The 22,594-nt window shown below is 73.4% G+C and carries 22 protein-coding genes and 1 riboswitch; of the genes, 16 read left to right on the top strand and 6 right to left on the bottom strand.

Going from position 1 to position 22,594, the window contains the following annotated elements; translation table 11 throughout:
* Positions 1-53 precede the first annotated feature (53 nt).
* Positions 54-704, bottom strand: a complete 651-nt coding sequence (locus tag K6T13_RS12230) for a hemerythrin domain-containing protein (protein ID WP_222894842.1) — start codon at positions 702-704, stop codon at positions 54-56.
* 110 nt (positions 705-814) lie between these two features.
* On the opposite strand from K6T13_RS12230, the gene K6T13_RS12225 reads away from it, so the two are divergent.
* A complete protein-coding gene (locus K6T13_RS12225; RefSeq protein ID WP_222894841.1) occupies positions 815-1,921 on the top strand; it encodes a helix-turn-helix transcriptional regulator in 1,107 nt (368 codons plus the stop codon).
* Between the two features lie 23 nt (positions 1,922-1,944).
* Here the strand turns inward: K6T13_RS12225 and K6T13_RS12220 are convergent, their stop codons facing one another.
* Complete coding sequence (locus K6T13_RS12220) at positions 1,945-3,423, bottom strand: cobyric acid synthase (protein ID WP_222898279.1); 1,479 nt, start codon at positions 3,421-3,423, stop codon at positions 1,945-1,947.
* Between the two features lie 52 nt (positions 3,424-3,475).
* Positions 3,476-3,622, top strand: a riboswitch (cobalamin riboswitch).
* A 137-nt stretch (positions 3,623-3,759) separates the two neighbouring features.
* On the opposite strand from K6T13_RS12220, the gene K6T13_RS12215 reads away from it, so the two are divergent.
* From K6T13_RS12215 to K6T13_RS12190, 6 genes are read left to right on the top strand one after another with little or no spacing between them, the layout of a single operon-like run.
* On the top strand, positions 3,760-4,707 hold the full coding sequence (locus K6T13_RS12215; protein ID WP_222894840.1) for a helical backbone metal receptor: 948 nt from the start codon (positions 3,760-3,762) through the stop codon (positions 4,705-4,707).
* A 6-nt stretch (positions 4,708-4,713) separates the two neighbouring features.
* Positions 4,714-5,811, top strand: a complete 1,098-nt coding sequence (locus K6T13_RS12210) for a FecCD family ABC transporter permease (RefSeq protein ID WP_222894839.1) — start codon at positions 4,714-4,716, stop codon at positions 5,809-5,811.
* Positions 5,812-5,852: 41 nt separating this feature from the next.
* Positions 5,853-6,599: an ABC transporter ATP-binding protein gene (locus tag K6T13_RS12205; protein ID WP_222894838.1), complete on the top strand. Its 747-nt coding sequence runs from the start codon at positions 5,853-5,855 to the stop codon at positions 6,597-6,599.
* A complete protein-coding gene (locus K6T13_RS12200; RefSeq protein ID WP_222894837.1) occupies positions 6,596-7,201 on the top strand; it encodes a bifunctional adenosylcobinamide kinase/adenosylcobinamide-phosphate guanylyltransferase in 606 nt (201 codons plus the stop codon). The genes K6T13_RS12205 and K6T13_RS12200 overlap by 4 nt, the downstream gene beginning before the upstream one ends.
* The gene (gene cobT, locus K6T13_RS12195) at positions 7,198-8,244 is read left to right on the top strand and encodes a nicotinate-nucleotide--dimethylbenzimidazole phosphoribosyltransferase (protein ID WP_222894836.1); all 1,047 of its coding nucleotides are present in this window, start codon (positions 7,198-7,200) and stop codon (positions 8,242-8,244) included. Before K6T13_RS12200 ends, cobT begins: the two co-directional genes overlap by 4 nt.
* Entirely contained in the window at positions 8,241-9,011 is a 771-nt protein-coding gene (locus K6T13_RS12190) for an adenosylcobinamide-GDP ribazoletransferase (protein WP_249423766.1), read from the top strand. Before cobT ends, K6T13_RS12190 begins: the two co-directional genes overlap by 4 nt.
* Positions 9,012-9,056: 45 nt before the next feature.
* Here the strand turns inward: K6T13_RS12190 and K6T13_RS12185 are convergent, their stop codons facing one another.
* Genes K6T13_RS12185 through K6T13_RS12175 form a run of 3 tightly spaced genes read right to left on the bottom strand, consistent with a single transcriptional unit; the run spans position 9,057 to position 11,945 of the window.
* Positions 9,057-10,157, bottom strand: coding sequence for a PQQ-dependent sugar dehydrogenase (locus K6T13_RS12185; RefSeq protein ID WP_222894835.1), 1,101 nt, complete (start codon positions 10,155-10,157; stop codon positions 9,057-9,059).
* Between the two features lie 4 nt (positions 10,158-10,161).
* Positions 10,162-11,076 (bottom strand): alpha/beta fold hydrolase, encoded by a 915-nt coding sequence (locus K6T13_RS12180; protein ID WP_222894834.1) that lies wholly within the window; start codon positions 11,074-11,076, stop codon positions 10,162-10,164.
* Positions 11,077-11,090: 14 nt separating this feature from the next.
* On the bottom strand, positions 11,091-11,945 hold the full coding sequence (locus K6T13_RS12175; RefSeq protein WP_249423765.1) for an EamA family transporter: 855 nt from the start codon (positions 11,943-11,945) through the stop codon (positions 11,091-11,093).
* A gap of 127 nt (positions 11,946-12,072) precedes the next feature.
* On the opposite strand from K6T13_RS12175, the gene K6T13_RS12170 reads away from it, so the two are divergent.
* The 5 genes from K6T13_RS12170 to K6T13_RS12150 are packed head-to-tail and all read left to right on the top strand — an operon-like array spanning position 12,073 to position 17,153.
* Complete coding sequence (locus tag K6T13_RS12170) at positions 12,073-13,044, top strand: ATP-binding cassette domain-containing protein (protein WP_222894832.1); 972 nt, start codon at positions 12,073-12,075, stop codon at positions 13,042-13,044.
* Positions 13,041-13,892 carry an ABC transporter permease gene (locus K6T13_RS12165; RefSeq protein WP_222894831.1) on the top strand — a complete coding sequence of 284 codons (852 nt, stop codon included), beginning with the start codon at positions 13,041-13,043 and terminating at the stop codon, positions 13,890-13,892. Before K6T13_RS12170 ends, K6T13_RS12165 begins: the two co-directional genes overlap by 4 nt.
* Positions 13,893-13,901: 9 nt before the next feature.
* Positions 13,902-14,987, top strand: coding sequence for a WD40/YVTN/BNR-like repeat-containing protein (locus K6T13_RS12160; protein WP_222894830.1), 1,086 nt, complete (start codon positions 13,902-13,904; stop codon positions 14,985-14,987).
* Positions 14,988-15,038: 51 nt separating this feature from the next.
* Positions 15,039-16,682, top strand: a complete 1,644-nt coding sequence (locus tag K6T13_RS12155; protein WP_222894829.1) for an alkaline phosphatase D family protein — start codon at positions 15,039-15,041, stop codon at positions 16,680-16,682.
* A gap of 9 nt (positions 16,683-16,691) precedes the next feature.
* On the top strand, positions 16,692-17,153 hold the full coding sequence (locus K6T13_RS12150; protein WP_222894828.1) for an SRPBCC family protein: 462 nt from the start codon (positions 16,692-16,694) through the stop codon (positions 17,151-17,153).
* On the opposite strand, the gene K6T13_RS12145 is transcribed toward K6T13_RS12150, so the two are convergent.
* Positions 17,122-17,667: a hypothetical protein gene (locus K6T13_RS12145; protein ID WP_222894827.1), complete on the bottom strand. Its 546-nt coding sequence runs from the start codon at positions 17,665-17,667 to the stop codon at positions 17,122-17,124. The genes K6T13_RS12150 and K6T13_RS12145 overlap by 32 nt on opposite strands.
* A 118-nt stretch (positions 17,668-17,785) precedes the next feature.
* On the opposite strand from K6T13_RS12145, the gene ilvD reads away from it, so the two are divergent.
* Genes ilvD through K6T13_RS12125 form a run of 4 tightly spaced genes read left to right on the top strand, consistent with a single transcriptional unit; the run spans position 17,786 to position 22,384 of the window.
* Positions 17,786-19,468 (top strand): dihydroxy-acid dehydratase, encoded by a 1,683-nt coding sequence (gene ilvD, locus K6T13_RS12140; RefSeq protein ID WP_222894826.1) that lies wholly within the window; start codon positions 17,786-17,788, stop codon positions 19,466-19,468.
* A 17-nt stretch (positions 19,469-19,485) separates the two neighbouring features.
* Positions 19,486-20,682: a kynureninase gene (locus K6T13_RS12135; RefSeq protein WP_222894825.1), complete on the top strand. Its 1,197-nt coding sequence runs from the start codon at positions 19,486-19,488 to the stop codon at positions 20,680-20,682.
* The gene (locus K6T13_RS12130) at positions 20,679-21,686 is read left to right on the top strand and encodes a S66 family peptidase (protein WP_222894824.1); all 1,008 of its coding nucleotides are present in this window, start codon (positions 20,679-20,681) and stop codon (positions 21,684-21,686) included. Before K6T13_RS12135 ends, K6T13_RS12130 begins: the two co-directional genes overlap by 4 nt.
* A complete protein-coding gene (locus tag K6T13_RS12125) occupies positions 21,683-22,384 on the top strand; it encodes a GNAT family N-acetyltransferase (RefSeq protein WP_222894823.1) in 702 nt (233 codons plus the stop codon). Before K6T13_RS12130 ends, K6T13_RS12125 begins: the two co-directional genes overlap by 4 nt.
* The last annotated feature ends 210 nt before the right edge of the window (positions 22,385-22,594 follow it).

Below are 22,594 nucleotides of genomic sequence, written 5' to 3'. Positions count from 1 at the left end.
AGTGACGGCTCGGCAGGGTCTGAACCAGCTCAAGTGACGGGTCGGCGGGTGGCTCAGTCCCAGCGTCGCTGGCGGTCGTAGCGGGGCTGCCAGCGGTAGCGGTTGAGGAGACGCATCGGTGCGGGGATGGCACGCAGGGCGACGTCGCGGCGTGGTTCGTCCAGTCCTTCGACGAGCCACGGGACGAGCTCGGTGATCCAGCGGTAGTCGAGGCCACGCATGGAGTCGCGGTTCATCACGCTCCACTCGTGGGCGGTCACGGTCCGGCGTACGAGCGGCAGCGCGTCGCGTTCCTCGTGGGCGAGGTGGGTCCGAAGGAGCCTCGCCAGGTCGTCGACGCGGTCCGCCAGCACGGTCCGATCGTCTCCCTCGTCAGACAGCGCGTCCTCGACCGCGGCGAGCGCGGGGTCGATCGTCCCGTGCTCGGACTCCATGTCGTCGAGGACCGCGACGTCGTCCGGATGGGCGGCGAGCTTGCCGCGCATCAGCGGCCAGATGAACGTGTCCTCGATCCGGTGGTGGAGGTGCAGCTCGCGGCTGAATCCCCGCCACCCCCGCCGCAGTGCCGCGCGCGACTCTGGGTCGCCGCTGCCTGGTCGAGCAGCGGCACGGGCCAATCGCTCGACGTCCCGGCGGAATGCGTCGTGGAGGATGTACATGAGCTCGAGATCCTCGTCGGTCATCAGTGACGTCTTGTCCCGCATCCTGACCCCCTCGTGACCTGTCGAGGTCCCAGCGTGGGCCGGTCGCGGGGCAGGCTCCATCCCCCCTGCGTGGGGGATGACCCGACCCCGACCGCGGGCGATACTGGGCCATGACCCTGTCGAGGTCGGCGGCCCTGCTCCGGTCCCGGGTCCTCTCGGCCACCACCGCTGCCGCGGACTGCGGAGACTTCCGCTCCCGCGTGCTCGCCGCCATCCGCACCGTCGTCCCCTTCGACGGCGGGTGCCTGGCCGCGACCGATCCGGCAACGCTGCTCCCCACCGCTCTCACCACGGTGGGCTTCGACAGTCCGGAGGCGGTCATGCTGGCAGCTGCCTCGGAGTACGGCGCCGACCCGCCCGCGAACTCGTTCAGCTCCCTGTCCCGCCTCGGGACGCCGGTCCGGATCAGCCGGGAGGTGGGTGAGGGCGCCTGGAGGCACAGCCACCACTACACGGACCTGCTCGCTCCCTTCGGTCTGTGCGACGAGGTGCGCATGGTGTTCCGGGCCCGGGACGGTCGTGCGTGGGGGATGGCGACGCTGTCGCGGGCACCTGGGCGTCCCTTCGACGACGAGGCCGCCCGGACCCTGGGCGCGAGCCTCGGCGTGATCGGCGAGGGGATGCGTCGGACCCTGCTGCGCCACTCATGGCCCGAGGTCTCACCGGGGGGAGGGGGTGCACCTGACGAGGAGGGTCCGGCAGTCGTCGTGCTGCGCGACAACGTGGTCGAGGACCTGACCCCGGAAGCGGCCCGGGTGCTGCAGCGCATCGGCTGGGGCGGTGCGGCTCCGGTCGCGCTCGCGGGACTGCGCTATCGCCACCACGGCACCGACTCGGTGCGGGTCCGCACGCACTCCGGGACGTGGGTGGTCCTGCGGGTCGGCGAGCTGGGTGACGATCGGCTGGCGGTGACGATCGAGCGCGCCCGCCCCCCGGAGGTGGTGGCCCTCATGGCGGCCGTGCACGGCCTGACCGCCCGCGAGACCGAGGTGCTGGCGAAGGTTCTGGCAGGCCAGTCCCGCGGTGCGATCGGACGCGACCTCCACATCAGCGCCTGGACGGTGCAGGACCACCTCAAGAGCATCTACGCGAAGACCGGCGTGAACAGCCGCCAGGCTCTCGTCGCCCAGCTCGTCTTCGACCAGTACCTGCCCAGGATCGGTACTCCGCTCGGTCCGGGCGGGTGGTTCGTCGACACCCCGGCCGAGTCCAGGTGAGCGGCGCGGCCCCGGGGACCGACTCAGGGGACGAGCCCACCGCGGACGGGTGAGAGGTCTCCGGGCGGGCCGTGCTCGACCAGCCGTAGCACGGCGTCGACGTCGAGGTGGGCCTCCACGGCGTCGGCGATGGCGTCGATCCGCCGATCACGGGCGGCCGCGAACGACACGTTGCCCGTCGCGACGGTCGTCCCGACCTGCGCCGCCGCCTCGCGCAGCCAGGCACCGCGGAACTCATCCCCCTCCAGGCAGCCGTGCCACAGCGTGCCCGCCACCGAGCCCGTTCGTACGCCGCCGGGGAAGGGGTCGCCGGCGGCGACCGCCACGCGCCCGTAGTGGATCTCGTAGCCGGCCACCGGCACGCCCGATGCCGAGCCGGAGGTCGTCGCCACGACCTTGTCGACCCCGAACGTGGTCACCACGTCCAGGAGCGACAGCCCGTCGGCGGCGGCACCCGCCGGCCCCTCCACTCCCTCCGGGTCGACGATCGTCCGTCCCAGCATCTGGTAGCCGCCGCAGATGCCGAGCACAGGTAGACCCCGGCGGGCGTGTTCCACGACGGCGGCGTCGAGGCCTCGCTCCCGCAGCCAGGCCAGGTCGGCGATCGTCGCCCGGGTCCCCGGCAGGACGACCACGTCGGCCGAGCGCACCGACCGCGGGTCCGCGACGAAGCTGACCTCCAGCTCCGGCTCCAGCGCGAGGGCGTCGACGTCGGTGAGGTTGCTGATCCGGGGGAGGCGGACGACGGCCACCCGGAGCCGGGTCCGAGCCGGGTCGGTCGCGGCCGCCCGCTCCTCGACGGCGAGCGAGTCCTCGGAGTCGAGCCACAACCCGTCGAGCCACGGCAGTACGCCGAGCACCGGCCGGCCCGTGAGCGCGTGGATGTCGCCGAGGGCCGGGACGAGGAGCCCCGGGTCGCCTCGGAACTTGTTGACGACGAGCCCCGCGACGAGGGCCTGGTCGGCGGCCTCGAGCAGGGCGAGCGTCCCGTGGAGCGCCGCGAAGACGCCGCCGCGGTCGATGTCACCGACGAGGAGCGCGGGCGTCCCTGTGCGCCGGGCCAGCCCGAGGTTGACGTAGTCCCAGGCGCGCAGGTTGATCTCGGCGGGGCTGCCCGCTCCCTCGCACACGACGACGTCGAAGCGGCCACGCAGGTCGTCGAAGGCGGCGTACGCCGCGCCGGCGAGGTCCGCCCGGCGACCCGCGAACTCGTCGGCTCGCAGGTCGCCTGCCGGTGCTCCGTTGACCACGACGTGGCTGCGGCGGTCGCTCCCCGGCTTGAGCAGGACGGGGTTCATGGCAGCCTCCGGCTCGACCCCGGCCGCCAGGGCCTGGACCCACTGCGCCCGCCCGATCTCGGCCCCGTCGGCGGTGACCATCGAGTTGTTGGACATGTTCTGCGCCTTGAACGGGGCCACGCGTACGCCGCGGCGGGCGAGCACGCGGCAGAGCCCGGTCGTGAGGACCGTCTTGCCGGCGTCCGAGGTGGTGCCGAGGACCATCAGGCTTCCGCTCACCGGACGAACCCTAGGCGGGCGGGGAGGGGACGTGGGGCTGGGTTAGAGTGCTCCTGCCTCCGCCCCACGCGGGGGTGCCACGGCGCTCAGTGAAGTCCGGTGCAATCCCGGTGCTGTCCCGCAACTGTGAAGCCGGCCGCGAGGCCGGACGAGCCAGGTCACCTGGCCCGTGGCCACGCAACTAGCCTCGGACGAAGGATAGTTCGTGCGGCAACGGCCCTCGTGGCGCGTGCGGCCCGACGACTTTCGTCCTCCGGCAGACCGGAGGATGCTGTGCACCCGAACATCTCTGTGCGCTCTCGAGCGCGCGCCCCCCTGTCCGTGCTCCTGCTGCTCGTGGTCGCGCTCGTGGCCGGCTGCGGTGGCGTCGACACCGTCGACGAGGCCGCTGCCCCCGAGGGCACCGAGAACGCCGACGCGGAGTTCCCCGTCGAGGTCCTCTCGGGCCCGGTGGGCGGCGGCGACGAGGTCACGATCGAGTCCGAGCCCGTGTCGATCATCTCGCTGAGCCCGACGGCCACCGAGATGCTGTTCGAGGTGGGTGCGGGTGACCAGGTCGTCGCCGTCGACGACCAGTCCGACTACCCCGACGAGGCGCCGAGGACCAAGCTGTCGGGCTACGAGCCGAACGTCGAGGCGATCCTGGAGTACGAGCCCGACCTGGTGATCGCGGCCGACGACACCGGTGACCTGGTCGCCAACCTCGAGAAGGCGCGGGTGCCGACCCTGCTGCTGCCGGCGGCCGCCGACCTGGAGGAGTCCTACTCCCAGCTCGAGCGCATCGGCGCCGCCACCGGGCACGCCGAGGAGGCTGAGGAGGCCGTCGGCGAGCTGAGGCAGGACATCGAGGATGCCCTGGCGGCCGCGCCCGATGCCACGGGGACGACGTACTTCCACGAGCTGTCCACCGACTACTACACCGCGTCCGGCGAGACGTTCATCGGTGAGGTATACGGCCTGTTCGGACTGGAGAACATCGCCGACACGTCGAAGACCGGCGACCTCTACCCGCAGCTGAACGACGAGTTCATCGTCGAGGCCGACCCCGACCTGGTCTTCCTCGCCGACAGCCAGTGCTGCGGCGTCAAGGTCAAGGACGTCGCCAAGCGCCCGGGCTGGCGGCAGATGAGCGCCGTGTCGGACGGGCAGGTGCACGTCGTGGACGAGGACGTCGCCAGCCGCTGGGGACCCCGCGTGGTCGACTTCGTCGAGCAGGTGAGCGACATCCTGGTCGAGCGTGAGGAGCAGCTCGAGGGTTCGGGGGGCTGACCCACCGTGGCACTCGACCTGACGGGGGAGCGGGGCGGCGCGGCCGCGGCGGCGCGGGCACGCGCCCTGCGGCGGCTGGCCGCGCGGCCGCACCTGCGGTGGACCAAGGTCGGCCTGGGCGCCGTGGTCTGCCTGGGTGCGGTCCTCGTCGGGTGCCTCGTCGGACCGGCCGGGCTCGGGGTGCGAGGCGTCCTGCTGGAGCTGGTCGACGCCGTTCCCGGCGTCGAGGTCGACTCCGGCATGACCCTCACCCAGCAGGCCATCTTCTGGGAGATCCGGTTGCCCCGTGTCGTGCTGGGGGTGCTGGTCGGCGCGATGCTCGCGGCGGCCGGCACCGCCTACCAGGGGGTCTTCCGCAACCCCCTGGCCGATCCCTACCTGCTGGGCATCTCCAGCGGGGCCGGTCTCGGGGCGACCGTCGGGATCGTCGCCGGCGGCGGCGTGGGCCCGGTCGGCATCCCGCTGCTCGCCTTCGTCGGCGGCCTGCTCGGGGTCGCCGCGACGTACGCCCTCGGCAGCACCGTCGGCGCCGGTCGTGGCGCCGTGGTCATCGTGCTGGCCGGGGTGGCGGTCGGGGCGTTCTTCAACGCGATCCAGAACTTCGTCCAGCAGCAGTACGACGACTCGCTGCTGTCGGTCTACTCGTGGATGCTGGGGCGGCTCAGCACCGACGGCTGGTCCGACGTCGTCATCGCGCTGCCGTACGTCGTGGTGTCCTGCGCCGTGATCCTGGTCCACCGGCGGGTGCTCGACGTGATGGCGGTGGGTGACGTGGAGGCGGCCAGTCTCGGGGTCGACCCTGCGCGGGTCCGCCTGGTGCTGGTGGTGACGGCGACCCTCGGCACGGCCGCGGTGGTCAGCGTGTCCGGCCTGATCGGGTTCGTCGGCATCGTGGTGCCGCACGCCGTCCGGCTGCTCTTCGGTGCTGCCCACCACACCCTGCTGCCCCTGGCGCTGTTGCTCGGGGCTGCGTTCCTCGTGCTCGCCGACGTGGTCGCCCGGACCGCGCTCGCGCCCAGCGAGGTGCCGATCGGGGTCGTCACCGCCCTCGTCGGGGCACCCTTCTTCCTCGTGGTCCTGCGACGCCACCGGGGCACGCTGTGACGCGCGGCGCGGCGCCGGCCGTCGAGTGCCGGGGGGTGTCCGTGGACCGCGGTGGCGTCCGGGTCGTCACCGACGTCGACCTGGCGGTCGACCCGGGTGACTGGGTCGCTGTCGTGGGTCCCAACGGCGCCGGCAAGACCTCGCTGCTGCTGGCCGTGGCGGGCCTGCTGCCCGCGTCCGGCCGGCTCCGGATCGGCGGCATCGACCCCGGCCACGCCTCGCGCCGTCGCGTCGCGCGGGTGGTGGCGCTGATGCCGCAGCGGCCCGTGGTGCCCGAGGGGATCAGCGTCCGGGAGCTGGTCGCGCTCGGCCGTACGCCCCACCTGGGCCGGTTCGCGACGGAGACGGCGACCGACCGTGACGCCGTGGCCCGCACCCTGCGGCGCCTGGACCTGGTCGACTTCGCCGACCGCCCGGCCGCCGGCCTCTCCGGCGGGGAGCTGCAGCGTGTCGTGCTGGCCCGGGCGCTGGCACAGGAGCCGCACGTGCTGCTCCTCGACGAACCCACCAGTGCGCTCGACATCGGCCACCAGCAGGGGGTCCTCGACCTCGTCGACACGATGCGGCTGCAGGACGAGCTGACCGTCGTCGCCGCGATGCACGACCTGACCCTGGCCGGTCAGTACGGCCGGCGGGTCGTGCTGCTCGACCGTGGCCGGGTCGTGGCCGACGCCGCACCCGGCGAGGTGCTGGAGCCGGCCCGGCTCGCCGAGGTCTACGGCGCCCGGGTCGAGGTGCTGTCCCGGGAGACCGGGCCGGCGGTGCTGCCGGTGCGGGGTCCGCGATGACCGGCGTCGGCTCCCTGCTCGGCGTGCTCGGCCGGCGGCGTCGCGGGCTGCCGCCCCGCACCCTGGTGCTGGGTGGGGCCCGCTCCGGCAAGTCGCGCCACGCACAACGGCTGCTCGCCGACCACGACGCCGTCCTGTACGTCGCGCCGGGGCCCGTCCCCGACGGCCGCGACCGCGACTGGGCCGAGCGGGTCGCCGAGCACCGGCGTACCCGTCCCCAGGGCTGGACGACGCTGGAGACGCGTGACCTCGCCGGTGCGCTGGAGACCGCGACGGTCCCGGTGCTCGTCGACTGCCTGGCCACGTGGCTCGCCGCCACCATGGAGGCGGTCGGCGCCTGGGACTCGGCCGACGGCGACGCGGAGTGGCGGGCGGACCTCGAGGAGGAGGTCGCACGACTGCTCCGGGCGTGGCGGGGCTGCGGCGTCCCGGTCGTGGCGGTGAGCAACGAGGTCGGCTCCGGCGTGGTGCCGGGCACCCGGTCGGGTGTGCTCTTCCGCGACGCCCTGGGCCGGCTCAACCTGCAGGTCGCGGACCTGTCCGACGACGTCCGCCTGGTGGTCGCCGGGCGGGTGCACCGACTGGAAGGGGAACGGGCGTGAGCGCGGCGAGGATCGACGAGGTGGCCAGGGCACAGGCGCGTGACCGCGTGGACGCGCTGGCCAAGCCGGGCGGCGCGCTGGGGCGACTTGAGGGCCTCATGGTCTGGCTGGCCGGGGTGCAGGGCACCGCGACGCCGCACCCCCCTCGTGACGTGGCGGTGGTGGTGCTCGCCGGTGACCACGGCGTCACTGCCGACGGGCCCGTCTCGGCGTACCCCCGCCAGGTGACGGCTGCGATGGTGCGCGAGTTCCTGCGCGGCGGCGCTGCGGTCAACGTCCTGGCGCGCGCCCACGGGGCACGGGTGCGGGTGCTGGACGTCGCGGTCGACGACGACCTGGCCGACACCCCCGAGGAGGTACGCCGGCACAAGGTGCACCGCGGGTCGGGGGCGATCCACCGCGAGGACGCGCTGACCGGCACCGAGCTCGAGGCCGCGCTGCGGGTGGGCCGGACGGTGGCCGACGAGGAGATCGACGCCGGCGCGGACCTGCTGGTCCCGGGTGACATGGGGATCGGCAACACCACGGTCGCGGCCGCCCTCGTGGGGGCGGTGCTCGGCCTCGACGCCGACCTCGTGGTCGGGCGCGGCACCGGTGTCGACGACGCGACCTGGCGCGCCAAGCGCGACGTCGTCGCGGCGGCCATCGGGCGCGCCGAACCCCACCGCGACGACCCGGTGGCCCTGCTGCGCTCCATCGGCAGCGCCGACCTTGCCGCAGCCACGGCCCTGCTGGTGCGGGCCGCGGAACGGGGCACCCCGGTGCTGCTCGACGGCGTGGTCTCGGGCGCCTGCGCCCTGCTGGCCGAGCGGCTGTCACCAGGCTCCGTCGGCTGGTGGTGCGCGGGTCACCGCTCCACCGAGCCCGCTCACCGGCGGGCCCTGGAGTCGCTGCGCCTGCAGCCGCTGCTCGACCTCGAGCTGCGGCTGGGCGAGGCCAGCGGTGCGCTGACCGCACTGCCCCTGCTCCGGGTCGCCGCCACGCTGCTGTCGGACATGGCGACGCTGCACGCCGTCACGGACCCGGTGCCGGTGCCGCGGTGAGCGTGGCCGGCGACGCGCTCCGGCTGGCGGTCGGCACGCTGACCGTGCTGCCGGTGGCGCCGCCTCGGAGCCTGGACGGCGCCCGCCCCGGCGTGGCGATGGTGCTGGCACCGGTCGCGGTGCTGCCGCTGGCCGTGGTGACCGGGGCCGCCGTCTGGCTGGGCGACGCCCTGCAGGCGCCCCCGCTGCTGACCGCGGCCGTTGCGGTGTCGCTGCTCGGGCTGGGCTCCGGGGGCCTGCACCTCGACGGGCTGGCGGACACCGCCGACGGGCTGAGCGTGCCCGGCGACCGTGAGCGGCGGCTCACGGTGATGCGCACCGGCGACGTCGGGCCGGTGGGCGCCGCCACGCTGGTGCTCGTGCTGCTCGTCCAGGTCGCGGCGCTGGCCGGGGTCGTGTCGGCGTACGGCGGGCGGGCGGCGCTGACGGCCGGGCTGGCCGTCGTCGTCAGCCGGGCGTCGCTGGCCGCGGCGTGCGTGCGCGGCGTCCCCGCGGCGCGGGCTGGTGGCCTGGGCAGCGCCGTGGCGGGGGCGGTGCCGCGCACTGCCGCGGTCGGTGTGGTCGCCGTAGTGGGTGCCGCGGCGGTCCTCGTCGACGGCGGGCACGGGGTGGTGGGGGTGGTCCTGGCAGCAGCCCTCGCCGGCGTCGTGCTCCACCGGGCCCGGGCGCGGGTCGGCGGCGTCACCGGCGACGTGCTCGGCGCCTGTGTGGAGCTCGCTCTGGCGGGCTACCTCGTCGGTCAGGTGGTCACGCTTCCCGGGGGCTGAGCACCCCCGCCGGGCGGGGACCTGCGCCAGCCACGGCGCGTGACCTCACGGCTCGACGACCAGGATCCGGTCGTCTCCGGGCGCCGGCTCGCCACGCCCGTCGCGGTTGGAGGTGGTCACCCACAGCCGGCCGTCCGGGGCGACGGCGACGGTCCGCAGCCTGCCGTGGTCGCCGACGAAGAAGTCCTGCGGGTTGCTCGCCCGGCCCGCCTCCACGTCGATGCGCCACAGCCGCGTCCCGCGGAGCGCCGCGAGCCACAGGTGGCCCTCGGCGTACGCCAGGCCGGACGGCGACGCCTCGTCGGTGGACCACACGATCCGCGGGTTGACGAACGCCTCCTCGGCACTGCGGCCCTCGGCCCGCGGCCAGCCGTAGTTGCCGCCGGCCTCGACGAGGTTGAGCTCGTCGAAGCTCGACGAGCCGAACTCGCTCGCCCAGAGGTTGCCGGCGTCGTCGAAGGCGAGACCCTGCACGTTGCGGTGACCCAGCGACCACACGGGGGAGTCCGGGTCGGGGTTGCCGGGCGCCGGCTCGCCGTCCGGGGTGATGCGCAGGATCTTGCCGGCCAGCGAGGAGGGGTCCTGCGCGAGCTCGCCGACGCCGATCTCACCGGTGGAGGCGAACAGGTTGCCGTCGGGCGAGAAGACCAGCCGGCCGCCGTCGTGGATGAACCCGTTGGGGATGCCGTCCAGCACGACCTCCGGCTCACCGAGGGAGTCGTCCTCGCCGAGCTCGGCCCGCACGATGCGGTTGTCCGCCGCGGTGCTGACGTAGAGGTAGAGCAGCCGGTCGTCGTCGAAGCCGGGGGACACGGCCACACCGAGCAGGCCGGCCTCGCCCTGCGGCGCCGCCGAAGCCACGCGCCCGGCGGTCGCCACCGATCCCGACCCGGGGTCCACGAGCAGCACCTGGGCGGTGTCGCGCTCGGTCACGACGGCGCGGCCGTCGGGCAGGAAGTCGAGGCCCCACGGCACCGACAGGCCGGTCGCGGCTTCCGCGACCACCCGGGGTGGGCCCGTGTCCTCCTCCGACGGCTCGTCCTCCGGCGTGGCGGTCACCGTGGCCGGCCTCGGCCCGTCGTCGGCGCCGGCGCCACACCCGCCGACGAGCACCAGCAGGACCAGCAGGGCTACGGGGAGGCGCACTGGTTCAGCCGACCCGGTCGAGGAACTCCAGCAGCAGCGCGTGCACCTGCTCCGGCTGCTCCATCTGGATGAAGTGCGAGCCGCGCAGCTCGACGTACGTCGAGTCGGCCAGGCGCTCCGCGGCGGAGTACATGTCGCGCGCACCGGTGAGGATGTCCCAGCGGCCCGCGACGAAGCACGCGGGGACCGTGACGGCGCTGAGGCTCACCCGTGGGTGCTGGTGGGTGTGGAGCGCGAGGTGGAAGTACCAGTCCACGGGCGTGGCGAGGAACTCCCGGACCGCCCGCGCGGCGAGCTCCGGGTCGGCGACAGGAAGCATGAAGCCGGTGTGGCTGAGGAGGCCGATCACCCGCCGGCCGACGGGGATCCGGCTGGTGACGGGGGTGACCGCCCGGCCGCCGAGAGCCAGTGCGCGCGAGACGTTGGCCGCCAGCACCTTCGCCATGACCCGCGGCACGCGCAGCGGCGCCAGCATCGTGGCGAAGGTGTCGCCCGGGACCCCGGCGACCGCGAAGAGGCCGCTGACGCGCTCGGGGTGGCGGACGGCCAGCTCGAACATCGTGTTGACGCCCATCGACCAGCCCAGGAGAACGGCGCGGTCGATCCCGAAGTGGTCCATGACCGACAGCGCGTCCTCGACGAACGCCTCGATACCGACGCGGTGGGAGTCGACGGGGCGCTCGGAGCCACCGGTGCCGCGGTGGTTCCAGCTGACGACCCGGACGCCGCAGTCGGGGTCGAGCAGCGCCGGCCACGCCCAGGCGCTGGTCCCCAGTCCGTTGCAGAGCACCACGGTCGGCCCGTCCAGGGTGCCGTCAGGGTCGTTGGTCCAGACCCGCAGCCGGGTGCCGTCGTCGGAGAGGACGTCGTCGAAGGCGAGACCGGTGGGGGCCGAGGTGCTGATCTGCGGCGCGGACATGACCGGATTCTCCCTCAGTCGGGCACGGGTTCGGCCAGGACCCGCCCGGAGCGCGTCGCGCCCACCGAGGCCACGACCACGCACCCCAGGGCCAGCCACTGCGGGACGGTCAGGAACTCCTGCAGCACCAGGATCGCGGCCAGCGCCGCCGCCGCCGGTTCGAGGCTCATGAGGATCGAGAAGACCGACGGCCGGATGGTCCGCAGCGCCACCAGCTCGCAGCTGTAGGGGATCACCGAGCTGAGCAGGCCCACGAGCACGCCGAGCAGGACCACGCGGCCGTCGAGCAGCTGGCTCCCCGAGCCGCCCAGCGCCCAGGGCGTCAGCAGCACGGTCGCCACGATGCTGGCGACGGCCAGCCCGTCCAGGCCTGCCCAGCGACTGCCGGTGCGCGCGCTCAGCAGGATGTACGCCGCCCATGCAGCACCCGCGAGCAGCGCGAACAGCACGCCGGCGAGCGTCACGTCGCCCGGCTGGAGACCCAGCAGCAGCACCCCGGTCCCGGCCAGCGCCACCCACAGCAGGTCCCGCGGGCGGCGGGACCCGAGCACGGCCAGGGTCAGCGGTCCGACGAACTCGATGGTCACGGCGATGCCCAGCGGGATCCGCGCGAAGGACTGGTAGATCGCCCAGTTCATGACCCCGAGAGCGACGCCGAAGCCGACGACCACCCACCAGTCGCCGGCGTTGCGCCCGCGGAGGCGGGGCCGGGCAATCGCCGCCAGCACCACCGCGCTGGTGACCAGGCGCAGCCACACCATCCCGGTCGGGGAAATGACGCCGAAGAGGTCCTTGGCGACGGCGGCGCCGAGCTGGACCGAGGCGATCCCGATGAGCACCAGCCAGACCGGTGAGAATCGCGCCGTCACCGGGTCAATGTAGGGCGTGGGCAGCCAGGGACCCACGCGGGTCGACCGGAGCCACACCGGAATCCGCAGGACGCTGTCGGTGGTGAGGCGTAGCGTCGAGGTGAGGACGACAAGGGGAGGACATGACGTGACCGGCAACCCGGCCATCGAAGCCGTGGAGCTCGTCAAGCACTTCGGGGAGACCGTCGCCGTCGACGGCGTCAGCTTCGAGGTGCCACGAGGCACCGTCCTGGGGCTGCTCGGCCCCAACGGGGCGGGCAAGACGACCACGGTGCGGATGATGACGACGCTCACCCGACCGACCAGCGGCACCGCCCGGGTGGCGGGCCACGACGTGACGCGCGAGCCCGACGCCGTCCGCCAGGCGATGGGCCTGACCGGTCAGTCGGCGACCGTCGACGAGCTGCTGACGGGTCGCGAGAACCTGTGGCTCGTCGGCAGCCTCTACGGCCTCGACAGGGCGACGATCCGACGGGTGACCGAGGAGCTGCTGGAGCGGTTCTCGCTGGCCGCCGCAGGCGACCGGACGATCAAGACCTACTCCGGCGGCATGCGGCGGCGTCTCGACCTCGCGGTCAGCCTGATCGCCACCCCGCCGGTCCTCTTCCTCGACGAACCCACGACCGGCCTCGACCCCCGCAGTCGGGTCGAGCTGTGGGAGGTGCTCCGGGGCCTGGTCCGCGACGGCACGACGCTGCTGCTGACCACGCAGTACCTCGAGGAGGCCGACCACCTGGCCGACGACATCGTCGTCATCGACCACGGCCAGGTCATCGCCCACGGCACGCCGATGCAGCTCAAGGACGCCTCGGGACGAGCGGCGTTGGTGGTCACGGTGTCGCGGGCCGAGGAGCTGGCCGCTGCCACCGAGATGCTGCGGCCGGTCGTGCCCGAGCTCCACGTCGACGAGGGCAGCCGCACCATCACCGCACCCGCCGAAGGCCTGCGCGACGTCACCCGCGTGGCGTCGCTCTTCGAGGGGAGCGAGATCGAGCTCGACGACCTCGGCCTGCAGCGGCCGAGCCTCGACGACGTGTTCCTGCACCTGACCGGCCACCGGGCCGAGGAGAGCTCCGCGGACGAGGAGGTCCCGGCATGACGACGACCACCCAGGTCACCCAGCACCCCACCCTCGAGCGGCCGGAGATCCGGCGGACGGGTCTGCTGCGCCAGTCGCTCACGATCACCCGCCGCAACCTGATCCACATCCGCCGGATGCCCGAGATGCTGATGGACGTCACCATCCAGCCGGTGATGTTCGTGCTCCTCTTCGCCTTCGTGTTCGGCGGCGCGATCGCCACCGACTCGGCGGCCGGCTACCGGGAGTGGCTGCTGGCGGGAATCATGGGGCAGACGATCGCCTTCGCCTCGTTCATCGTGGCGGTGGGCCTGACCGCCGACATCGACAAGGGGATCGTCGACCGGATGCGGTCGCTCCCGATCCACACCGCGGCCGTCCTCGTCGGGCGGAGCATGTCGAGCCTGCTCCACTCCAGCATCGGGATCCTCGTCATGTCGCTGACCGGTCTCGTCATCGGGTGGCGGATCCGTGGGTCGGTGCTCGACGCGGTGGCCGCCTACGGGCTGCTGCTGGCGTGGGGCTTCTCGATGATCTGGATCGGGATCCTGGTCGGCTCGGCCATGCGCTCGGTCGAGGCGGTGCAGGGGCTGATGTTCACCACGATCTTCCCGCTGACGTTCCTGTCCAACGCGTTCGCGCCGACGGAGCGGATGGGCACGGTGCTCCGCACGATCGCCGAGTGGAACCCGATCTCCTCGCTGGTGCAGGCGGTCCGGGAGCTCTGGGGCAACACGCCGCCGGCGCCTGCCGACGCCGCGTTCCCGCTGCAGCACCCGGTGCTCGCGACGCTGTTCTGGACCGTGGCCTTGACCGCGGTCCTGGCGCCGCTCTCCCTCCGCGTCTTCCGCAAGCGGACCCAGCAGTAGGAGGCCACGATGACCACGCTGCTCATGATCGGGACCCGCAAGGGACTCTGGCTGGCCACCTCGCCGGACCGGGTCGACTGGAGCCTCTCGGGGCCGCACTTCGCCATGGAGGAGGTCTACTCCGTCCTGGTCGACCGCCGCGACGGGATGACCCGGTTGCTGGCCGGGTGCTCCTCGAGCTGGTTCGGGCCCCAGGTCCGCCGATCGGACGACCTGGGGGAGACCTGGCAGGAGAGCCCCGAGGGCGTGCGTTTCCCCGAGGACACCGGTGCCGCGGTGGCCCGGGTGTGGCAGCTGGTGCCCGGGGTCGAGCCCGACGTCGTGTGGGCCGGCACCGAGCCCGGCGCGATCTTCCGCTCGACCGACCGAGGCGAGAGCTTCGAGCTGGTGCGTGGCCTGTGGGACCACCCGCACCGCCCGGAGTGGAACGAGGGGTTCGGCGGGCAGGCGTTCCACACGATCCTGCCCCACCCGACCGACGGCGACTCGGTGCTGGCCGCCATCTCGACGGGCGGGGTCTACCGCACCAGGGACGGTGGCGCCTCGTGGTCGGCCTCCAACACCGGGGTGAAGGCGGAGTTCATGCCCGGCGACCGCCACTACCCCGAGTTCGGCCAGTGCGTCCACAAGGTGGCCCGCGACTCGGCCGACCCCGAGCGGCTCTACCTGCAGAACCACGGCGGGGTCTACCGCTCCGACGACGGGGGAGCGAGCTGGCTCGACATCGCCCCCGGCCTGCCCAGCGAGTTCGGCTTCGCCATGGTGGCCCACCCCCACCGGGCCGACACCGCCTACACCTTCCCGATCGCCGACGCCGGTGCCCGGTGGCCTGTCGACGCCCGGGCCCGGGTGTGGCGGACCACCGACGCCGGAGGCTCGTGGTCGGCCCTGGGGGAGGGCAGTCTCCCCGACGGCTTCTACGCCGCCGTGATGCGCGACGCGATGTGCGCCGACGACCACGACCCGGCCGGCCTCTACTTCGGCGGCCGCAACGGCGTCGTGTGGGGGTCGCCCGACGAGGGCGACACCTGGCGGCAGGTCGCCGCCGACCTCCCCGACGTGCTGGTGGTCCGCGCAGCGGAGTTGTCCGACTGACGTTCGCCCGGCGGTCATCCGGTCGTCGCCCGCGACCGGTGGGCTGTGCGTATGGATTCGTCTCGGAGGAACCTGTTGCGCGGCGGCCTGCTGGCCGCCTTCGTGCCCGCGGGAGTCGCGCTCGACGCCCGCCCGTCGGCGGCGGCACCCCCACTGCCTCACGACCCGTTCACCCTCGGCGTCGCCAGCGGCGACCCCGCCCCCGACGGGTTCGTGATCTGGGCCCGGCTGGCTCCCGACCCGCTCGTCGACGACGGCCTGGGCGGGATGCCGGCATCGCGCTACCGGGTCGAGTGGCAGGTCGCCTCCGACCCGACGTTCGCCGATGTGGTGCGCCGCGGCTCAGCCGCAGCCCGGCCGGAGCTCGCCCACGCCGTGCACGTCGAGGTCGACGGCCTGCGACCCGGGCGGGAGTACTACTACCGGTTCCGCGTGGGGACCTGGCTCTCGCCGGTGGGCCGCGCCCTCACCGCCCCGGCGCCGGGCGCGAGGGTCGAGCAGCTCACCATGGCGTTCGCTTCCTGCTCGAGCTACCAGCACGGCTACTTCACCGCCTACCGGCACCTCGCCGACGAGCGCCCCGACCTGGTGCTGCACCTGGGCGACTACCACTACGAGGGGCCCGCCAACAACGGCGAACGCTCCCACCTGGGTGGGGAGACGGTGACGCTGGCCGACTACCGCCGCCGGTACGCCCAGTACAAGACCGACCTCGACCTGCAGGCCGCGCACCAGGCGGCCCCGTGGCTGGCGGTGTGGGACGACCACGAGGTCGACAACAACTACGCCGACGAGATCTCGGAGAAGCCTGCCGAGCAGGCAACGTTCCGTCAGCGGCGCGCCGACGCCTACCAGGCGTACTACGAGAACATGCCGTTGCGCCGGCGCTCGGTGCCGCGGGGGATCGACCTGCAGCTCTACCGGCGCGTGGCGTGGGGCCAGCTCGCGACGTTCCACATGCTCGACACCCGCCAGTACCGCGACGACCAGGCGTGCGGAGATGGCTACCAGAACTGCCCGGACGCGGACGCGCCCGGCCGGAGCCTCCCCGGGTGGCAGCAGGAGCGGTGGCTGCTCGAGGGATTCCGCGACTCGCGGGCGACCTGGGACGTCCTGGGGCAGCAGGTGTTCTTTGGCCGACGCGACGCCAGCGCCGACCCCGACGTCGACCGCGTCTCCATGGACGCGTGGGACGGGTACGGTGCCTCTCGCCGTCGGCTCGTCGAGGGCATGCTCGCCACCCGCGTGCGCAACCCCGTCGTCGTCACGGGCGACGTACACGCCCACTGGGCCTCGGAGGTCTACCGCGACCAGGCCGAGCCCGACTCCGGCATCGTCGCCTCGGAGTTCGTGACGAGCTCGATCACCTCGGGCGGCGACGGCTACGACAAGGCGGACGGCCAGCACCCGTGGGCGGCCCAGAACCCGAACCTCCGGTTCTGGACGAACCTGCGGGGCTATGTCAGCACCCGGATCACCCCCACCGAGATGGCGGTCGACTACCGCTGCGTCAACCAGGTCAGCGCACCGGGGTCGCCGGTCTTCACCCGGACGAGCTTCGTGCTCGAGGACCGCGTGCGGGGCATGCAGAAGACCGCCGACGACCCGCTGCTGTCGGCGCGCACCGCCGCCCCGTCGGACCGCCAGATCATCGCCGACACGCTGCGGGAGGAGGTGGGCGCCGCGAGTGGCTAGAGTGCCGGCATGGCCACTTTCGAGCTCTCGCGCAGCACCCGGATCGATGCCGACCCGGCGCGGGTCCACGCCCTCGTCGACGACTTCCACGCCTGGCAGCAGTGGTCGCCGTGGGAGGACCTCGACCCCGACCAGAGCCGCAGCTACAGCGGCCCCGACCGTGGGGTCGGCGCCCACTACGAGTGGAGCGGCAACCGGAAGGCCGGCGCGGGCTCGATGGAGATCACGGAGTCACGGCCGGACGCTGTCGTCATCGACCTGCGGTTCACCAAGCCGTTCAAGGCCGAGAACGTCACCCGCTTCGACCTCGCTCCGGCGGGCACCGGGACCGACGTCACCTGGACGCTCAGCGGTGAGCGCAACGCGGTCATGCAGCTGATGGGCAAGCTCTACTTCGACAACGCCGTCGGCAAGGACTTCGAGAAGGGCTTGTCGCAGCTCAAGGCCGCAGCGGAGTCACCGGGCGCCTGACCGGTCCGACCTGGCGGGCGGTGCCGAGCCCCAGGACCACCGCCATGAGGGCCAGCAACGACAGGCCGAAGCCCACCGGGCTCGTCAGTGCCGCGACCAGGGTCGCCGCGTGCGGCAGGTGGAGCCACGGGGTCCCGAGCAGCGCCTCCGTCGAGGGGCGCGTCGGTGCCGCGAGGGCGCTGGTGTCGCCGCGCACCAGGAAGCGGTCATCCGCGGCCGCCACGACCCGCCCGAGCGCCGGCGTCCCGTCGGCGGCCCGGTGCGCCACGACGTCACCGACCGCGTAGCCGGCACGCTCCCGGACCAGCACCAGCCCACCGGCGGGGTAGTCCGGCATCGAGGTGCCGGTGGCGACGTACGACGTCTGCCCGCCCAGCGCGGGCGGAGCCAGGAACCACCAACCGGTGACGAGGAGCAGTGCCACGGCCGCCACGCGGCCGCTCACGAGAGGCCGCGCGGCCGTGTGGGCACGGCCGCGCGACGCGTCACCCCGTCCCCCACCCCGGACTGCCATGTGGCCATCCTGCGCGAGGTCGGGGGTGCCCGGCGTCGTCCGGATTGGGGATCTCCGCCTCGCGTCCGGTGGCCGGTGGTGCCGCCGGGTCGACCCTCGCCCGGAATAGGCTCGCCCCATGAGCCAGACCCCGGACATCAAGCCCCGGTCCCGCGACGTCACCGACGGCCTCGAGCGGGCCGCGGCCCGCGGCATGCTGCGGGCGGTCGGCATGGGCGACGACGACTGGGAGAAGCCACAGATCGGTGTGGCCTCCTCGTGGAACGAGATCACGCCCTGCAACCTCTCCCTCGACCGGCTGGCGAAGGCGGTCAAGAGCGGAGTGCACGCCGCCGGTGGTTTCCCGCTGGAGTTCGGGACCATCTCCGTCTCCGACGGCATCTCGATGGGCCACGAGGGCATGCACTTCTCGCTGGTCTCGCGCGAGGTGATCGCTGACTCGGTGGAGACCGTGATGATGGCCGAGCGGCTCGACGGGTCGGTGCTCCTGGCGGGTTGCGACAAGTCGCTCCCCGGCATGCTGATGGCCGCGGCCCGCCTCGACCTCGCCAGCGTGTTCCTCTACGCCGGCACGATCATGCCCGGCCGGGTCGACGGCCGGGACGTCACGATCATCGACGCCTTCGAGGCGGTCGGCGCCTGCCTGGCCGGCAAGATCAGCCGCGAGGAGGTCGACAAGGTCGAGCGGGCCATCTGCCCGGGTGAGGGTGCCTGCGGTGGCGCCTACACCGCCAACACCATGGCGTCGGTGGCGGAGGCGCTCGGCATGTCGCTCCCGGGGTCCTCCTCGCCCCCGGCCGTCGACCGGCGCCGCGACGTCTTCGCCCACAAGTCCGGCGAGGCCGTGGTGGAGATGCTGCGGCGGGGCATCACCGCCCGGCAGGTCATGACCCGCCCCGCCTTCGAGAACGCCATCGCGATGGTGATGGCGCTCGGCGGCTCCACCAACGCGGTGCTGCACCTGCTCGCAATCGCCCGGGAGGCCGAGGTCGACCTCACGCTCGACGACTTCACGCGGATCGGGGAGAAGGTCCCCCACCTCGCCGACATGAAGCCGTTCGGCCGGTTCGTGTGGACCGACTTCGACCGCGTGGGCGGCATCCCGGTTCTGCTGCGGGCCCTGCTGGACGCCGGCCTGTTGCACGGCGACGTGCTGACCGTGACCGGCAGGACCATGGCCGAGAACCTCTCCGAGCTCGACCCGAAACCGCTCGACGGGGAGATCCTGCGAGCCCTGGACCGGCCGATCCACGCCACGGGTGGGCTCACCATCCTCAAGGGGTCCCTCGCCCCCGACGGCGCCGTGGTCAAGAGCGCCGGCTTCGACGACTCCACCTTCACGGGCACGGCCCGGGTCTTCGACGGCGAACGGGCCGCGCTCGACGCCCTCGCGGCCGGCCAGATCGTCGCCGGCGACGTGGTCGTCATCCGCTACGAGGGACCCAAGGGTGGGCCGGGGATGCGGGAGATGCTGGCCATCACCGGCGCCATCAAGGGCGCGGGGCTGGGCAAGGACGTGCTGCTGATCACCGACGGCCGGTTCTCCGGTGGCACGACCGGCCTCTGTGTCGGCCACATCGCCCCCGAGGCCGTCGACGCGGGCCCGATCGCGTTCCTGCGGGACGGAGACCGGATCACCCTCGACGTGGCCAACCGGTCGCTCGACGTCGACCTGACCGAGGACGAGCTCGCCGCGCGCCGCGAGGGCTGGGCGCCCCACCCGCCGAAGTACACCCGGGGCGTGCTCGGCAAGTACCGCCAGGTGGTGCAGTCGGCAGCCGTCGGGGCGGTGACCAGCTGAGCACTAGGGTCGGCCGGGTGAAGGCAGCCGAGCTCGACGCCGCGGACCCGCTGGCGACGTACCGCGACCGTTTCGTCGGGGCCGAGTCCGACCTCGTCTACTTCGACGGGAACTCCCTGGGCCGGCCGCTGGTCGCGACCGCGGAGCGGGTGCGCGAGTTCGTGGAGCACGAGTGGGGCGGCCGACTGATCCGCGGCTGGGACGAGCAGTGGTACGAGCTCCCGCTGACCCTCGGCGACCGGATCGCGCGCACCTGCCTGGGCGCCGCGCCGGGTCAGACCTTTGTCGGCGACTCCACCACCGTCATCCTCTACAAGCTGATGCGCACGGCGGTCGACGGTGCCGGGCCGGGCCGCGACGAGATCGTGGTGGACGACGACAACTTCCCCACCGACCGGTACCTGGTCGAGGGGGTGGCTGCCGAGCGCGGGCTCACCGTGCGCTGGGTGGAGGTCGACCGGGCGAGCGGCGTCACCGAGGACCAGCTCGCCGCCGTCGTCGGCCCGCGCACTGCCCTGGTCACCCTCAGCCACGTCGCCTACCGGTCCGCCCACGTCGCCGACGGGGCCGCGCTCACCCGGGTCGCCCACGACGCCGGGGCGCCGGTGCTGTGGGACCTCAGCCACTCGGTGGGCTCGGTGCCCGTCGAGCTCGACGCGTGGGGCGCGGACTACGCGGCCGGCTGCACCTACAAGTACCTCAACGGCGGGCCGGGCTCGCCGGCCTTCGGCTACGTCGCCGAGCGCCACCACGGACTCACGCAGCCGATCCAGGGCTGGATGGGCCACGCGGATCCCTTCCTGATGGGCCCCGGCTACACCCCGGCGCCGAGCGTGCGTCGGTTCATCTCCGGGACCCCGCCGATCACGGGCATGCTTGGGCTCGCTGACATGGTCGACCTGCTCGAGGAGGTCGGCATCGACGCGGTCCGCGAGAAGTCACGGCGGCTCACGGCGTACGCCGTCGACCTCGCCGACGAGCTGCTCGCCCCGCTCGGCGTGGTGGTGGCCTCGCCACGCGACCCGGAGCAGCGTGGCGGTCACGTGACACTGCTCCACCCCCGCATGCGCGAGGTGGTGGCGACGCTGTGGGAGGAGGACGTGATCCCCGACTACCGCGAGCCAGACGGGCTGCGTATCGGGCTCTCGCCGCTCTCGACCAGCTTCGCGGAGGTGGAGCGGGGCCTGGCACGGATCGCGGAGCTCCTCGCGTGATCCGGTTCCCCGACCCGCTCCGGCCCGGGGACCGGATCGGCGTCACCGCGCCGTCGTCGGGCGTCGCCGGAGCGGAGACCGACCGCATCGACTTCTGCGTCCGGTGGCTGCGCGAGCGCGGCTTCGACGTCCTGGTCGGGGAGTGCATGGACGGTTCGAGCCACGTGAGCGCCCCGCGCGAGCGACGGGCAGCCGAGCTGACGGCGATGCTCACCGATCCGGCCATCCGCGCGGTGGTGCCACCCTGGGGCGGCGAGACCGCCATCGACCTCGTCGACCTGATCGACTACGACGCCGTCGCCGCGGCCGAGCCGACGTGGGTCGTCGGCTACTCCGACTCGAGCACCTGGCTCACGCCGCTCCTGCTCCGGGCAGGGCTCGCGAGCATCCACGGCGACAACCTGGCCGACACCCCCTACACGGCGCCGGACGGGCTGGTCCACTGGCTCGACCTCGCCGCAGCCACCGGCCCCGTGACCCAGCGCGACTCCGGCCTGGTGGCCACCTGGGTGCGGTTCGAGGAGGACGCCACCGCCACTCGCTGGCGGCCTCGCGGCACGGGATCCTGGGAGGTGCTCGGTGGGGGAGCGGTCGACGTCACGGGCCGCCTCGTGGGCGGCTGTCTGGAGACGATGGGACCGATCGCAGGGACGCCCTACGGCGACGTGCGTGCCTTCGGTCGCGAGCACGGACCGCTCGTGGTCTACCTGGAGGTCGCGGAGGACGATGCCTTCTCGGCCTGCCGCCAGCTGCACGGGCTCCGGCTCGCCGGTTGGTTCGAGCACGCGGTCGCTGTCCTGATCGGGCGCACCTCTGCGCCCGCCGGCGTCGGTGGCTTCACCCAGCGCGACGCGGTGGCCGACGCGATCGGCGACCTCGGCCTCCCGGTCGTCCTCGACCTCGAGATCGGTCACGTCCCGCCACACCTGCCGCTCGTCAACGGCGCCCTTGCCCGGGTGGTCGTCGACGGCGACCGTCGGGAGCTCACGCAGGAGTGGCGATGACCCGCGTCAACGACCACGGGCAGCCGGTCGGCGACGAGGTGCCGGGTTGGACAACGCGGCTGCGACCGACCCCCGTGGTGCTCGAGGGGCGACACGTGCGCCTCGAGCCGCTGGCGCCGGCCCACGCGGCGCCGCTGCTGGAGTCGCTCGGCGGGGCGGCCAACGCCGACCTGTGGACCTATCGCATCGACCTCGAGCCCCCCGCGACGCTGGAGCAGGCCGCAGCGCTCATCGCCGCCGGGACCTCGGGCCCCGACCAGCTGACCTTCGCCGTCGTACCCCTGTCGGAGGGTGTGGCGCGAGGCATCACCAGCCTCTACCGGATCGACCCGGGCAACGGTTCGATCGAGGTCGGTGGCATCGTCTACGCGCGGTCGCTGCAGCGCACCCCGGCGAGCACTGAGGCGACCTACCTCGTGGCCCGGCACGTCTTCGACGACCTGGGCTACCGACGGCTGGAGTGGAAGCTGGACTCCTGCAACGAGCCCTCGGCCGCCGCGGCCCGCCGGCTCGGTTTCACCTACGAGGGCCGCCACCGGCAGGCCATCGTCTACAAGGGCCGCAACCGGGACACCGACTGGTTCTCGATCATCGACACCGAGTGGCCGGCGGTGAGGGCGCGGATCGAGTCGTGGCTCGACCCGGCCAACTTCGACAGCGCCGGTCGCCAGCGGCGTCGGTTGTCCTCGCCTGCTTGATCTCGGCGTGGGGAGGACGCACCGTGGTGTCGTGGCGCAGGGCCAGGCCAGCAACGACCGAGTCGTGGGACCGGCGTCCCAGCATTCGGGACGCGTGGGAGACTGCGCTGACGGGCACGCGGGCCCGGACGTACAGTGCAGCCATGCCGCAGCAGCTTCTTGTACGCACCGGACGCGCCGACTGACCACGCCAGCCGACGCGTCACCCCT

Source organism: Nocardioides coralli, from assembly GCF_019880385.1.
GTDB lineage: Bacteria > Actinomycetota > Actinomycetes > Propionibacteriales > Nocardioidaceae > Nocardioides > Nocardioides coralli.
Note: the sequence above shows the minus strand (reverse complement) of the source record. Positions and strands in the feature narration are given on the sequence as shown.

Bases quoted from the DNA above. Each gene is read 5' to 3' on its own strand.
- K6T13_RS12145 (WP_222894827.1), bottom strand. From the start codon at position 17,667: ATGGCAGTCCGGGGTGGGGGACGGGGTGACGCGTCGCGCGGCCGTGCC.
- K6T13_RS12230 (WP_222894842.1), bottom strand. From the start codon at position 704: ATGCGGGACAAGACGTCACTGATGACCGACGAGGATCTCGAGCTCATG.
- K6T13_RS12125 (WP_222894823.1), top strand. From the start codon at position 21,683: ATGACCCGCGTCAACGACCACGGGCAGCCGGTCGGCGACGAGGTGCCG.
- K6T13_RS12165 (WP_222894831.1), top strand. From the start codon at position 13,041: ATGACGACGACCACCCAGGTCACCCAGCACCCCACCCTCGAGCGGCCG.
- K6T13_RS12180 (WP_222894834.1), bottom strand. From the start codon at position 11,076: ATGTCCGCGCCGCAGATCAGCACCTCGGCCCCCACCGGTCTCGCCTTC.
- K6T13_RS12160 (WP_222894830.1), top strand. From the start codon at position 13,902: ATGACCACGCTGCTCATGATCGGGACCCGCAAGGGACTCTGGCTGGCC.
- ilvD (WP_222894826.1), top strand. From the start codon at position 17,786: ATGAGCCAGACCCCGGACATCAAGCCCCGGTCCCGCGACGTCACCGAC.
- K6T13_RS12200 (WP_222894837.1), top strand. From the start codon at position 6,596: ATGACCGGCGTCGGCTCCCTGCTCGGCGTGCTCGGCCGGCGGCGTCGC.
- K6T13_RS12155 (WP_222894829.1), top strand. From the start codon at position 15,039: ATGGATTCGTCTCGGAGGAACCTGTTGCGCGGCGGCCTGCTGGCCGCC.
- K6T13_RS12225 (WP_222894841.1), top strand. From the start codon at position 815: ATGACCCTGTCGAGGTCGGCGGCCCTGCTCCGGTCCCGGGTCCTCTCG.
- K6T13_RS12150 (WP_222894828.1), top strand. From the start codon at position 16,692: ATGGCCACTTTCGAGCTCTCGCGCAGCACCCGGATCGATGCCGACCCG.
- K6T13_RS12220 (WP_222898279.1), bottom strand. From the start codon at position 3,423: ATGGTCCTCGGCACCACCTCGGACGCCGGCAAGACGGTCCTCACGACC.